This is a genomic window from Cupriavidus sp. 10L43_2, assembly GCF_056395265.1.
Window position 1 is genome coordinate 85,372 of sequence record NZ_JBFTJE010000018.1, and the last position, 12,608, is coordinate 97,979.

General features: G+C 67.2%; 14 protein-coding genes. All 14 read right to left on the bottom strand.

The annotated features are described in order from the left end of the window. Positions 1-6 precede the first annotated feature (6 nt). The 14 genes from hisC to AC1DEL_RS22195 all read right to left on the bottom strand — a co-directional run bounded on the left by hisC (position 7) and on the right by AC1DEL_RS22195 (position 12,497). Positions 7-1,107 (bottom strand): histidinol-phosphate transaminase, encoded by a 1,101-nt coding sequence (gene hisC, locus AC1DEL_RS22130; RefSeq protein ID WP_477126237.1) that lies wholly within the window; start codon positions 1,105-1,107, stop codon positions 7-9. A gap of 39 nt (positions 1,108-1,146) precedes the next feature. After that, positions 1,147-2,484 carry a histidinol dehydrogenase gene (gene hisD, locus AC1DEL_RS22135; RefSeq protein WP_092299291.1) on the bottom strand — a complete coding sequence of 446 codons (1,338 nt, stop codon included), beginning with the start codon at positions 2,482-2,484 and terminating at the stop codon, positions 1,147-1,149. 38 nt (positions 2,485-2,522) lie between these two features. Then, entirely contained in the window at positions 2,523-3,197 is a 675-nt protein-coding gene (gene hisG / locus AC1DEL_RS22140) for an ATP phosphoribosyltransferase (RefSeq protein WP_092299294.1), read from the bottom strand. 42 nt (positions 3,198-3,239) lie between these two features. After that, positions 3,240-4,490 carry a UDP-N-acetylglucosamine 1-carboxyvinyltransferase gene (gene murA / locus AC1DEL_RS22145; protein ID WP_092299297.1) on the bottom strand — a complete coding sequence of 417 codons (1,251 nt, stop codon included), beginning with the start codon at positions 4,488-4,490 and terminating at the stop codon, positions 3,240-3,242. Between the two features lie 57 nt (positions 4,491-4,547). Continuing rightward, positions 4,548-4,799, bottom strand: a complete 252-nt coding sequence (locus AC1DEL_RS22150; protein ID WP_092299300.1) for a BolA family protein — start codon at positions 4,797-4,799, stop codon at positions 4,548-4,550. 44 nt (positions 4,800-4,843) lie between these two features. Further along, complete coding sequence (locus AC1DEL_RS22155; protein WP_369823521.1) at positions 4,844-5,614, bottom strand: ABC transporter permease; 771 nt, start codon at positions 5,612-5,614, stop codon at positions 4,844-4,846. A gap of 74 nt (positions 5,615-5,688) precedes the next feature. Further along, positions 5,689-6,639 carry an ABC transporter ATP-binding protein gene (locus AC1DEL_RS22160; RefSeq protein ID WP_092299306.1) on the bottom strand — a complete coding sequence of 317 codons (951 nt, stop codon included), beginning with the start codon at positions 6,637-6,639 and terminating at the stop codon, positions 5,689-5,691. Between the two features lie 269 nt (positions 6,640-6,908). Then, on the bottom strand, positions 6,909-7,211 hold the full coding sequence (locus AC1DEL_RS22165; protein WP_441593416.1) for an STAS domain-containing protein: 303 nt from the start codon (positions 7,209-7,211) through the stop codon (positions 6,909-6,911). A 137-nt stretch (positions 7,212-7,348) separates the two neighbouring features. Then, complete coding sequence (locus AC1DEL_RS22170) at positions 7,349-7,984, bottom strand: MlaC/ttg2D family ABC transporter substrate-binding protein (protein WP_477159180.1); 636 nt, start codon at positions 7,982-7,984, stop codon at positions 7,349-7,351. Between the two features lie 236 nt (positions 7,985-8,220). Then, on the bottom strand, positions 8,221-9,132 hold the full coding sequence (locus AC1DEL_RS22175; RefSeq protein WP_092299315.1) for an MlaA family lipoprotein: 912 nt from the start codon (positions 9,130-9,132) through the stop codon (positions 8,221-8,223). Then, complete coding sequence (gene mlaD, locus AC1DEL_RS22180; RefSeq protein ID WP_092299318.1) at positions 9,129-9,683, bottom strand: outer membrane lipid asymmetry maintenance protein MlaD; 555 nt, start codon at positions 9,681-9,683, stop codon at positions 9,129-9,131. The genes AC1DEL_RS22175 and mlaD overlap by 4 nt, the downstream gene beginning before the upstream one ends. A gap of 38 nt (positions 9,684-9,721) precedes the next feature. Then, positions 9,722-10,498 carry a lipid asymmetry maintenance ABC transporter permease subunit MlaE gene (gene mlaE, locus AC1DEL_RS22185; protein ID WP_092299321.1) on the bottom strand — a complete coding sequence of 259 codons (777 nt, stop codon included), beginning with the start codon at positions 10,496-10,498 and terminating at the stop codon, positions 9,722-9,724. After that, complete coding sequence (locus AC1DEL_RS22190; RefSeq protein WP_255370940.1) at positions 10,495-11,346, bottom strand: ABC transporter ATP-binding protein; 852 nt, start codon at positions 11,344-11,346, stop codon at positions 10,495-10,497. The genes mlaE and AC1DEL_RS22190 overlap by 4 nt, the downstream gene beginning before the upstream one ends. 134 nt (positions 11,347-11,480) lie before the next feature. After that, the gene (locus tag AC1DEL_RS22195) at positions 11,481-12,497 is read right to left on the bottom strand and encodes a tripartite tricarboxylate transporter substrate binding protein (protein WP_477126238.1); all 1,017 of its coding nucleotides are present in this window, start codon (positions 12,495-12,497) and stop codon (positions 11,481-11,483) included. Positions 12,498-12,608 lie beyond the last annotated feature (111 nt).

Consider the following 12,608-nt stretch of genomic DNA (forward strand, 5'->3'; position numbering starts at 1 on the left):
GTGGGGTTAATCCTGCAATGAAGCAGCAAATGCTTCAAGAAACTGCGCGTTTTCTTCGGGTGTGCTGACCGTCACGCGCAGACAGTTGGCCAGCAATGCGTGCATTTTACTCACGTTCTTGATCAATACCTTCCGCGCGAGCAGTCGGTCGAACGTCTGTGCTGCATCCGTCACGCGGATCAACAGGAAGTTGGCGGCGCTCGGGAACACCGTCACGCCCGGCTGGGCGGCCATGGCCTCGGCCAGCCGGCCGCGCTCGGCACGCAGCTGGGCCGCCTGCTCGTCGAGCACATCCACATGTTCGAGCGCGAACAGCGCGGTGGCCTCGGTCAGCACGTTGACGTTGTACGGCGGGCGCACCTTGTCCAGCTGCGCCAGCCACTCGGGCGCGCCGGCCACGTAGCCGAGGCGGATCCCGGCCAGGCCAAGTTTCGACACCGTGCGCATGACCAGCAGGTTGCCGAATTCGGTCAGGCGCGGCATCCAGCTTTCCTGGGCGAACGGCTGGTAGGCCTCGTCCACCACCACCAGGCTGTGGCAGACCTCGCCCTGGGCGGCACGGACGATGGCCTCCATGTCGGCCGCATCGAACAGGTTGCCGGTGGGGTTGTTCGGGTAGGCGAGATAGATGATGGCCGGCTTGTGCTCGGCCATGGCGGCCAGCATCGCGGCGCGGTCCAGCGTGAAATCGGCGCGCAGCGGCACGCCGACGAACGCCAGCCCGGCGAACTGCGCCGACATCGCATACATGACGAAACCGGGCACCGGGGCCAGCACCTTGGCGCCGGGGCGCGCGGCGGCCAGCGACAGCATGCTGATGATCTCGTCCGAACCGTTGCCCAGCAGCACGTCCATGCCGACCGGCACGTCCATGACGTCGCGCAGCCGGGCGCGCAGCGCCTCGCTGCTCGGCACCGGGTAGCGGTTCAGCGCCACCTCGCCTAGCCGCGCGGCCAGCTGGTCGCGCAGCACGGGCGGCAGGCGGTACGGATTCTCCATGGCGTCCAGCTTCACCAGACCGTGCGAGTCCGCCACGTGGTAGGCGCCCATGGCGCGTACGTCGTCACGGATGATGCGTTCGATCAGGGAAGGGTCTACGGCCGACATGAAAAGTCCTTTTGGTTCAAAGCGTTGCGCGCACTGACATCAGCCGCGCTTGAAACGGTATTCCGCACTGCGGGCGTGGGCCTGGAGGCCCTCGCCATAGGCAAGTTCGGCGGCGATCTGGCCCAGCATCTGGGCGCCGGCTTCGCTGACCTCGATCAGGCTCGAGCGCTTCTGGAAGTCGTACACGCCCAGCGGCGACGAGAAGCGCGCCGTGCGCGAGGTCGGCAGCACGTGGTTCGGGCCCGCGCAGTAGTCGCCCAGCGACTCGCTGGTATAGCGGCCCAGGAAGATGGCGCCGGCGTGGCGGATCTTCTCGCTCCACTGGCGCGGATTCTCGGCGGAGATCTCCAGGTGTTCCGGGGCGATGGCGTTGGCGATCTCGCACGCCTCTTCCATATCGCGCACCTTGATCAGCGCGCCCCGGCCCGTCAGGGAGGCATGGATCACCTCGCGGCGCGGCATGGTCGGCAGCTGGCGGCGGATGCTCGCCTCCACGCGGTTCAGGTAGTCGGCGTCCGGGCACAGCAGGATCGACTGTGCCAGCTCGTCGTGCTCGGCCTGCGAGAACAGGTCCATCGCCACCCAGTCCGGGTCGGTGGTGCCGTCGCAGATCACCAGGATCTCGGACGGCCCGGCGATCATGTCGATGCCGACCGTGCCGAACACGCGACGCTTGGCCGCCGCCACGTAGGCATTGCCCGGGCCGACGATCTTGTCCACCTGCGGCAGCGTAGCCGTGCCGTAGGCCAGCGCGCCCACGGCCTGGGCGCCGCCGATCGTGAACACGCGGTCCACGCCGGCGATCTGCGCGGCGGCCAGCACCAGTTCGTTGCGCACGCCGCCGGGCGTGGGCACGACCATGACCACTTCCTTCACGCCGGCCACGCGGGCCGGAATGGCGTTCATCAGCACCGACGACGGATACGCGGCCTTGCCGCCCGGCACGTACAGGCCCACGCGGTCCAGCGGGGTCACCTTCTGGCCCAGCATCGTGCCGTCGGCCTCGGTGTATTCCCAGCTATGGCTGCCGCATTCGATCTTCTGCTTCTCGTGGTAGGCCCGCACGCGCGCGGCGGCGGCCTCCAGCGCGGCGCGGCGCTTCGGCTCCAGATCTTCCAGCGCCGCTTCCAGTTCGGACTGCGACAGCTCCAGCGCGCCCATCGATGCCGCCTCCAGGCGGTCGAAGCGGCGCGTGTACTCGAGCACGGCCTCGTCGCCGCGCTGGCGCACATCGGCCAGGATCTCGGCCGCGGCACGGTCGATGGCCTCGTCCTCGGACGCCTCGAACGCCAGCACCTGGCGCAGCGCGTGCGCGAAGCCCGGCTCCGCCGCGTCCAGCCGGCGTATCGACAGGTTATCCATTTCGCTTTCGGTCATGACTTCCTTCCTCACGGGTCCCCGGGTGCGGCAATGCCTCAGGCGAGTGCCGCCGAGGCCCGTTCAAATGCTTCGAGAATCGGCGTGAGCCGTTCCCGCTTGAGCTTGAGCGCGGCCTGGTTGACCACCAGCCGCGACGAAATCTGCACGATCTCTTCCACTTCGACGAGGTTGTTGGCGCGCAGCGTGCCGCCAGTGCTCACCAGGTCGACGATGGCATCGGACAGGCCCACCAGCGGGCCAAGCTCCATCGAGCCGTACAGCTTGATCAGGTCGACGTGCACGCCCTTCTTGGCGAAGTGCTCGCGCGCGGTCTGCACATACTTGGTGGCCACGGCCAGCCGCGCGCCCTGGCGCACCGCGTTGGCGTAGTCGAAGCCGGCCGGCACCGCCACCGACATGCGGCAGCGGGCGATATTCAGGTCAATCGGCGCGTACAGCCCGGTCATGCCGGTTTCCATCAGCACGTCCTTGCCCGCCACGCCGAAGTCCGCCGCGCCGTACTGCACGTAGGTCGGCACGTCCGAGGCGCGCACGATGATCACGCGCACCGCCGGGTCCGACGTCGGCAGGATCAGCTTGCGCGACGTCTCCGGGTCCTCGGTCACGTGGATGCCGGCGGCCGCCAGCAGCGGCAGCGTCTCGGAGAAGATGCGGCCCTTGGACAGCGCCAGCGTAAGCTGGTCGGGCGAGGCGTTGAAAGCTGGGCTCATCGTACGTTCTTCAATTCGTCGTGCAGTGTTTCAGGGGCCGTCTCAGGCAATGCGGCGGATCTTCGCGCCCACGGCCGACAGCTTGGCTTCCATGCGGTCGTAGCCGCGGTCCAGATGGTAGATGCGGTCGATGACGGTCTCGCCATCGGCCACCAGGCCACCAATCACCAGCCCGGCCGAGGCGCGCAGGTCGGTCGCCATCACGCTCGCGCCGGACAGGCGCGGCACGCCGGTCACCACGGCCGTGTTGCCTTCGGCGGTGATGTTGGCGCCCAGGCGATTCAGTTCCTGCACGTGCATGAAGCGGTTCTCGAAGATCGTCTCGGTGATCCGCGCGGTGCCTTCGGCCACGGCGTTGAGCGCCATGAACTGGGCCTGCATGTCGGTCGGGAAGGCCGGATATTCCGAGGTGCGGAAGCTCACGGCCTGCGCGCGGCGCGGCATGGCCAGGCGGATCCAGTCGTCGCCGGTCTCGATCGTGGCGCCGGCTTCGCGCAGCTTGATCAGCACGGCGTCCAGGATGGTCGGCGGGATGTCGCGCAGCGTCACGTCGCCCAGCGTGGCCGCGGCCGCGCAGAGGAAGGTGCCGGCCTCGATGCGGTCGGCCACCACGGCATGGCGCGCGCCGTGCAGGCGGTCCACGCCCTGCACCACCAGGCGGTCGGTGCCGATGCCGTCGATCTTGGCCCCCATCTTCACCAGCAGGTTGGCCAGATCGGTCACCTCGGGCTCGCGCGCGGCATTTTCGAGGACGGTCTCGCCCTCGGCCAGCGTGGCGGCCATCAGCAGGTTCTCGGTGCCGGTCACGGTGATCATGTCCGTCACCACGCGCGCGCCCTTCAGGCGGCTGGCGCGGGCGTGGATGAAGCCGTGCTCGATGGTGATGTCGGCGCCCATCGCCTGCAGGCCCTTGATGTGCTGGTCCACCGGCCGTGCACCGATGCCGCAGCCGCCCGGCAGGGAGACGCGGGCCTCGCCGAAGCGCGCCACCAGCGGCCCCAGCACGAGGATCGACGCGCGCATGGTCTTCACCAGCTCGTACGGTGCCTCGGGCGCGTTGATGTCGGCGGCGGCCAGCGTGGCCGTGGCGCCGTCAATGTCGGCCCGGGTGCCCATCTGGCGCAGCAGCTTGAGCATCGTGCGCGTGTCCTGCAGGTTCGGCACGTTGTCGATGGTGATGGCATCGGCGGTCAGCAGGCTGGCGCACAGGATCGGCAGCGCCGCATTCTTGGCGCCGGAAACCCGGATCTCGCCTTTGAGCGGGCCGTTGCCCTCGATCTGGAATTTGTCCATGTTGTGTCGGTATTCGTTATGCAGCGTTAGGCGGCGTGATGCGTCCCTGGACGGACATCAGGCGGCGCCCGACCCGGACTTCCATTCGGCCGGGGTCAGCGTCTTCATCGACAGCGCATGGATCTCGGCCCGCATACGGTCGCCCAGCGCCGCGTAGACGCGCTGGTGCCGCTGGATCAGGCGCTTGCCGTCGAACTCGGCGCTGACGATGGTGGCAAAGAAGTGCTGGCCGTCGCCTTCCACTTCCAGATGGTCGCAGGGCAACCCTTGGGCAATGTATTCCCTGACTTGTTCCGGTGTAGGCAGCATGTCTGTCTCTTGTGAATTTGTGTCGATCGCGTGAGGGGGTAGCGTCAGTGGCGCAGCTTGTAGCCGGTGCTGAGCATCCGCAGCGCCAGCCCGGCCAGCACCGCGAACGACACGGCCACCACGGCCAGGCTCTGCAGCGGCGGCACGTCCGATACGCCGAAGAAGCCGTAGCGGAACCCGTCGATCATGTAGAAGAACGGGTTGGCGTGCGACACCGCCCGCCAGAACGGCGGCAGCGAGTGAATCGAATAGAACACGCCGGACAGGAATGTCGCCGGCATGATCAGGAAATTCTGAAACGTGGCCAGCTGGTCGAACTTTTCGGCCCAGATACCCGCCACCAGCCCCAGCGTGCCGAGAATGCCGGCCCCGGCCAGCGCGAAGACCAGGATCCAGCCGACGTTGTACACATGCAGGTTCGCGAACCACGCCGTCACCAGCAGCACGCCCAGACCCACGCTCAGGCCACGGATGACCGACGCCGCCACGTAGGCGCCGTACATCTCCCAGTGGGAAAGCGGCGGCAGCATGATGAATACAAGGTTTCCGGTGATCTTGGACTGGATCAGCGACGACGAACTGTTCGCAAACGCATTCTGGAGAATGCTCATCATCACCAGCCCCGGCACCAGGAAAGCGGTATAGCTGATCTGGTCGTACACCCGCACGCGGTCTTCCAGCACATGGCCGAAGATCAGCAGGTACAGCACGGCGGTCAGCACCGGCGCGGCCACGGTCTGGAACGCCACCTTCCAGAAACGCAGCACTTCCTTATAGAGCAGCGTGCGGAAGCCGACGAAGCCGCCCACGGCCATGGTGTCGAGCCGGGCCTTCTCGGTCAGGTCGGACGCCTCCGAGGCGCGATTGTCCAGATGCTCGATGGGTTGGTTCATGCCGCGGCCTCCAGCGACGCATCAGGCACCGCGCCCGGCATGTGACCTTCTCGGCGCATGATCTGGACAAACACGTCTTCGAGGTCGGCCTTGCTGATTTCCATGTCTTCCACTTCGCAGCCAGCCTCGCGCAGCGCGGCCAGGATCGGTTCGACGGCTTCATAGCCGGACAGCCGCAGCCGGTGGGCGCGCTCCCCGGGGTTGGACGGGGTGCGCAGCGCCTCCAGCGCCGGCGGCAGCGTGCCGCGCGACAGCGTGAGCACCAGTTGCAGCCCCGCGAACTGGGTCAGCAGGCTGCTGGTGCGGTCCAGCGCCACCACCTCGCCGAACTTCAACATGGCGATGCGATCGCACAGCGCCTCGGCTTCCTCGAGGTAGTGCGTCGTCAGGATGATCGTGTGGCCTTCCTTGTTCAGGCGCGAGATGAACTTCCAGAGCGTCTGGCGCAGCTCCACGTCCACGCCGGCGGTCGGTTCATCGAGCACGATCACGGGCGGCCGGTGTACCAGCGCCTGCGCCACCAGCACGCGCCGCTTCATGCCGCCGGACAACTGGCGCATGTTGGCGTCCGCCTTGCTGGTGAGGTCCAGGTTGGCCATGATTTCGTCGATCCAGTCGTCGTTGCGCGTCAGGCCGAAATAGCCCGATTGCAGCCGCAACGTCTCCCGAACCGTGAAAAACGGATCGAAAACCAGTTCCTGGGGCACCACGCCGAGCATGCGGCGCGCCATGCGGTAGTCGTCCACCACATCGTGCCCGAGCACGCTCACGCGGCCCGAATCGGCGCGGTTCAGGCCCGCGAGGATCGAGATCAGCGTGGTCTTGCCGGCACCGTTGGGACCGAGCAGGCCGAAGAACTCGCCGCGCTCGACGGTGAAACTGACACCCTTGAGCGCCTGCAGGTTGCGGTAGCGCTTGCGGACATCGGTAATTTCGATGGCTTTCATGGCCGATGGTCTTGTGAGTGGCGCCTGGGCGGGCCGCCTCACTGGAGTTTGGGGGGACGTCCTTGAGGTTAGCCGCGCAGCACCTGGTGGAGCCGTATCAGGACACTTGGGGGCGACTTGGGGACGAACAACCCGGAATTATAGGGGATGCGGGGGGTGTCTCGCTTTGGCCCGACTGGCCCGCTACCGTTCCGACGCGGCGCCGGCCGCAGCCTGACGCCGGGGCATCGCATCGGCCGCGCCAATCACGCGCAGCCATGGATGCCGGTTCAATGTCGGTGGTGGTGGTGTTCCGGGTGGGAGATCGGCGCGGGCGGCAGGCCCAGCAGGCTGTCCACCCCGTAGAGCGTGGCCAGCGAGGCCAGCTGTGGCGGCACGCCATGCAGCGCCAGCGTCTGACCCTGTGCGGCGGCGGCGCGTTGCCACGCCAGCAGCACGGCCACGGCAGCCGAATCGACCTGCGCCAGTGCGCTGCAATCGATGGCCACGTCGCCCTGGGACACGCGCGACAGCCCCTCACGCAGCACGGCGGCGGCGTTGCGGTTAGTCAGCGAAGTGCCGAGCGCAGGCATCAGATCGATCGAAGAAGGGAAAACAGAGGTTTGGAGACCCGGCGCCCACGCATATTTCTACGAGAAACAGGTCGGCGCCGAGCGGCCATTGTAGACCGGAATGGCTGCGGCGTGCTGCGCCGCAACCAGATTCCGCATCAGCTCTTGGCGTTGGCCAGCTGGCGATTGCGGTCCTGCAGGGTCTTGATGACACCGTCCACGCCCTGCTGCGTCACGATCGTGTTGAAGCTGCCCTTGTAGGCTTCGGTCAGCCACGCGCCGAGCACATTGATGTCGTAAACCTTCCAGCCCTGCGGCGTCTTCTCAAGGCGGTAATCCATCTGGATCGGCTCACCCTTGTTGATGACCTGCGTGCGGATCGTGGCGTCGGTGTCCTCGGCCGTGCCGCGGTACGGGCGGAACTGCACCTGCTGGTCGCGGATCTGGGCGATGGCGCCGGCATACGTACGGATCAGCAGCGTCTTGAACTCATCGGTAATGATCTTCTGCTGTTCCGGCGTGGCCTTCGACCAGTTGCGGCCCATGGCGATCTGCGTGGTYTTSCYGAAGTTGGCGTTCGGCAGGATCTTCTGCTCGACCAGCGCCGWGATCTTGSCGAKGTTGCCGGCCTGCATGTCCTTGTCTGACCGCACGGTGGCCATGACCTCGTTCACCACGGTCTTGACCAGCGCGTCCGGCGAGGACGTGTCCGTGGCCTGCTGGGCCTGTGCGGTGCCGGTGAAAGCCAGCACGGTGAAGACAGAAACAAAGGGGACCAACAGTCGCTTCAGCATCGTAAATATCCTTATCTATCAAGGGCTTCGCGTCGGCCAACGCACAACGTCAGGTGCCCAGGTAACCAGCGCGGCAGGCGTGGAGCTGCCAGACCGCGCATTCATTGAAACATAGGCGCTCTGGAAACGTTTAGCATCCGAGCGTCTATTGCGCCGCTTTAAAACACTTTGTTGCAGGGCTCACAGCGCTGGCACAGTCGCCGCGAACCCTTGCCAGCACTGGGCTGGCTAATCAATTACCGGCCGAAGCGCAATGCACCGCCCGGCCCGATCAGGTTCGGGGCCGGCAGCGGCATCGGCTGGGCCGGCTGGGTGCCCTGGTCGGCCGGGGCTTCGCTGGCGGGCTTGTCCTGGGCCGGCGCCGCGTCGGACGGGGCGGTCGGGCTCACCGGGCTGGCCGGTGAAGCGCCCTCCTGGTCCGGGTCATCCTGGGACGGCGGGTTGCCGTCGTAGATCAGGTACTGGCGGCGCTGCATATAGGAATCGCGCAGGAAGGCATAGCGGTCCAGCGCGGCCGCCTCGATCAGGTTCGAGGCGCCCATCAACTGCGAGCGGCCATCGACGATACGCACGCCGGCGGCCGTATTGCGCGCCCACACCGGATAGATATAGGCGGACGGGTCCATCAGGCGGTCCACCAGCATCCCGCCGGTGTCGCGCACGGTGCTCGGGCCGAACAGCGGCAGCACCAGGTACGGGCCAGACGGCACGCCCCACACGCCGAGCGTCTGGCCGAAGTCTTCCTTGTACTTGGGCAGCCCGGCCGGCGTGGCGATGTCGATCAACCCGCCAATGCCGAGCACGCTGTTGATGGCCACCCGCATGGTGTCTTCCGCCGCGCGCGATGGCTTGCCCTGCAGCAGGTTGTTCGCCGCCGAGTAGACATCGGACATATTCGAGAAGAAGTTGCCGACGGCGGTTCGGACCGGCGACGGCACGTAGTCCGCGTAGACCGTGGCAACCGGCTTCAGCGCGTATTTGTCGACTTGTTCGTTGACCGTCTGCACGCCCCGGTTCAGGGGTTCGAGCGGGTCCTTCGGATTGGCGTCGGGGCCGGTGGCGCAGCCCGCCAGCAGCAGGGCGGCAAGGGCGGCGGCACACAGTTGTCCCGGCGCCCGCGGGCGCCGATGCCTGGCACGGCGGCTCATTTCGCGCCCTCCGTGCCCGGTGCGGCCGGCAGCGCGGCGGCGCCGGAAGACGGCGCGGCAGGCGCGGCCGTGGAGCCCGAGCCCCCGCCGGAGCCGGCGTCGGCGGCCTTGTTGTACAGGAACTGACCGATCAGGTTTTCGAGCACAACAGCCGACTGGGTCATCGTGATCTTGCTGCCCTGGGCCAGCATAGCGGTGTCGCCGCCGGCCTCGAGGCCGATGTACTGCTCGCCCAGCAGGCCGGACGTCAGGATCTTGGCCGAGGTGTCCTTCGGAAACTGGTACGACTTGTCCAGGTTCAGCTCGACGGTGGCCAGGTAGGACTTGTCATCGAAGCGGATGGACGCCACGCGCCCCACCACCACGCCGGCGCTCTTGACCGGCGCGCGCGCCTTCAGCCCGCCGATGTTGTCGAACTGCGCCTGGACCGAGTAGGTCTCCTGGAACGAGAAGCTGCTCATGTTGCCGGCCTTGAGCGCCAGGAACAGCAGCGCGACAAACCCCACCACCACGAACAGCCCCACCCAGTAGTCGAGTGATTTTTTCTTCATGCGAGTCTCTTGTCGAATGCGTTTCGTTTGCCGCCGCGTCAGCTGAACATCAGCGCGGTCAGCAGGAAATCCAGGCCCAGCACGGCCAGCGAGGCCATCACCACGGTACGCGTGGTGGCGCGCGAGACGCCTTCCGGCGTCGGGCTGGCCTCGAAGCCCTGGTACAAGGCGATAAACGTCACCGCGATGCCAAAAATGAAGCTCTTGATCACGCCATTCAGCACGTCGGCGCGCACATCCACGCCGCCCTGCATCTGCGACCAGAACGCGCCGGCGTCCACCCCGATCAGCTGCACACCGACCAGATAGCCGCCCAGGATGCCCACGGCGCTGAAGATGGCCGCCAGGACTGGCATGGCAATCACGCCGGCCCAGAAGCGCGGTGCAATCACGCGCTGCAACGGGTTCACGGCCATCATTTCCATGGCGGTGAGCTGCTCGCCCGCCTTCATCAGGCCGATTTCGGCCGTCAGCGAGGTCCCCGCACGCCCCGCGAACAACAGCGCCGAGACCACCGGCCCCAGCTCACGCACCAGCGACAGCGCCACCAGCAGCCCGAGCGCCTGCTCGGAGCCATAGCGGTTCAGCGTGTAATAGCCCTGCAGGCCCAGCACGAAGCCGACGAACAGCCCGGACACGGCGATGATCACCAGCGACAGGTTGCCGACGAAGAACACCTGGTCGCTGACCAGCCGGGGCCGGCGCAGCAGCGCCGGGGACAGCGACAGCAGCGCGAAGAATATGCGCGTGGCGTGGCCGACGCCGCCCACGAAATTGCGCACGGCGGCGCCGATGCTGATGAAGAAGGCGGTCAACGGCTACCTCCGGCGGCGAAGTCTTCGGCCAGCGAGGGGCCCGGGTAGTGGAACGGCACCGGGCCATCGGCCTCGGCATGGACGAACTGGCGCACGAACGGATCGGTCGAGGCACGCAGCGCGGCCGGCTCGCCCTCGGCCGCGATCCGGCCATTGGCGATGAAATAGACGTAGTCGGCGATCTGGAACGTCTCCTGCACATCATGGGAGACGATGATCGTGGTGGCGCCCAGCGCGTCGTTGAGGCTGCGGATCAGGTTGGCGGTGAGGCCGAGCGAGATCGGGTCGAGGCCGGCGAACGGCTCGTCATACATCAGCAGCGCCGGGTCCAGCGCGATGGCCCGCGCCAGCGCCACCCGCCGCGCCATGCCGCCGGAGATCTGCGCGGGCATCAGGTCCCGCGCGCCGCGCAGGCCCACCGCGTTGAGCTTCATCAGCACGAGGTCGCGGATCATTGAATCGGGCAGGTCCGTGTGCTCACGCAACGGAAACGCCACATTATCGAAGACCGACAGGTCGGTGAACAGCGCGCCAAACTGGAACAGCATGCCCATCTGGCGCCGCACGGCGTAGAGGCCGGACTGGTCCATGGCGTCGATGTCGGCGCCGTTGAAGGTCACCCGCCCGCTGGACGGGCGCACCATGCCACCGATCAGCCGCATGACCGTGGTCTTGCCGCAGCCCGAGCCGCCCATTACGGCCACAACCTTGCCGCGCGGGAAGCGCATCGACAGGCCGGCAAGCACCGGTTTGTCGCCCGCCGCATAGGCGAAATCGACATCGGCGAGTTCGACGATGTCCGGGCTGATCAGGGACTGGGCAGGGAGGTTCGGTACGGTAGCGGTCACGTTGGCACCGGATTGGGCAGGGCGCCATTATAAGGGCTACCACCTAGACGCGCGGGTTGCTGTGTGGCGACCACTACATTCCAGTCCGGACAACAGTGTTCCCGAAATGGAACAAATCGCCGGATAGTGGCCGGTCAGGGCTCCCCGCCCTGCGTCGACTGGCGCACCAGCATCTGCCACTGGAGGGTGTCGGCGCGGATGGCCGTGGCGAACGCCTCCGGCGAATCGCGCACCGCCGTGAGCCCGGACGCCATCAGCCGCGCGCGCACTTCGCGCTCGTTGGTGACGTTGTCCAGCTCCGTGGCCAGGCGGGCGACGATGGCGCGCGGCGTCTTGGCTGGCGCCATCACGCCATACCAGGCGGTGGCGCCATAGCCATCCACACCCGCTTCCTGCAGCGTGGGCACCTGTGGCGCCAGCGGCGAGCGCTGGCCGCCGGTCACGCCGAGCAGGCGCAGCGCGCCGCTGCGCACGTGGTTCTGCACGGCTGTATACGAACAGAAGCAGGCACTGATCCGGCCGGCGAGCATTTCCAGGACCACGGCAGCCTCGCCCTTGGCCGTCACCAGCGGCACGCCGCTCGGGATGCCGCGCACGGCGTATTCGGCATAGAACTGGGACGGGCTGCCGGGCTGGCCGTAGCCATAGCTATAGGAGCCCGGGCTCGACCGCACCGCCGTGACCCATTGCTGCGGCGTCTGCATCGGCAGGCGCCCATCGATCACGAGGAACAGCGGCATCGTGGCCACGCGCGCCACGGGCGTGAAGTCGCGCACTACATCGTAGGGCACCGGCTCCAGGCCGGGCTGGATCAGCATGTTGGCCTGATGGAACAGCAATGTATGGCCATCGGAACTGGACTTGGCGACGACATCGCCGGCCATCGTGCCCGCCGCGCCGGGGCGATTGTCCACCTCGACCGGCACGCCCAGACGCACGGCGAGACGCTCGGCCAGCAATCGCGCCGTGGCATCCGCCACGCCGCCGGCCGGGAACGGCACGATCATGCGGATGGGCCGCGCCGGGAACGACACGGAACGGTTCAGCAACTCGGGGCGGCTGCCATTGGGAATGCTGGCGAATTGTGCGGTGGCCAGTCCGGCGGGAGGCTGCGCGAATGCCACTGCCGCACCGAGGAAGGCGGGCAGCATCAGGACGGCCCGCCAGGAACGGCGCGGAGCCGCCGGGGAGGCAGCGAGTGTTGGCAACTTCGTTTTACCTCGCCAAAGCCGCGACATTGTGCGCACTTCTGGCATCAATTT

Coding starts and splice junctions, on each gene's coding strand:
- AC1DEL_RS22165 (WP_441593416.1), bottom strand. CDS start 7,211: ATGCCTGCGCTCGGCACTTCGCTGACTAACCGCAACGCCGCCGCCGTG.
- hisG (WP_092299294.1), bottom strand. CDS start 3,197: ATGAGCCCAGCTTTCAACGCCTCGCCCGACCAGCTTACGCTGGCGCTG.
- AC1DEL_RS22150 (WP_092299300.1), bottom strand. CDS start 4,799: ATGCTGCCTACACCGGAACAAGTCAGGGAATACATTGCCCAAGGGTTG.
- murA (WP_092299297.1), bottom strand. CDS start 4,490: ATGGACAAATTCCAGATCGAGGGCAACGGCCCGCTCAAAGGCGAGATC.
- mlaD (WP_092299318.1), bottom strand. CDS start 9,683: ATGAAGAAAAAATCACTCGACTACTGGGTGGGGCTGTTCGTGGTGGTG.
- AC1DEL_RS22160 (WP_092299306.1), bottom strand. CDS start 6,639: ATGAAAGCCATCGAAATTACCGATGTCCGCAAGCGCTACCGCAACCTG.
- AC1DEL_RS22175 (WP_092299315.1), bottom strand. CDS start 9,132: ATGAGCCGCCGTGCCAGGCATCGGCGCCCGCGGGCGCCGGGACAACTG.
- hisD (WP_092299291.1), bottom strand. CDS start 2,484: ATGACCGAAAGCGAAATGGATAACCTGTCGATACGCCGGCTGGACGCG.
- AC1DEL_RS22155 (WP_369823521.1), bottom strand. CDS start 5,614: ATGGCCGTGGGCGGCTTCGTCGGCTTCCGCACGCTGCTCTATAAGGAA.
- AC1DEL_RS22195 (WP_477126238.1), bottom strand. CDS start 12,497: ATGCTGCCCGCCTTCCTCGGTGCGGCAGTGGCATTCGCGCAGCCTCCC.
- hisC (WP_477126237.1), bottom strand. CDS start 1,107: ATGTCGGCCGTAGACCCTTCCCTGATCGAACGCATCATCCGTGACGAC.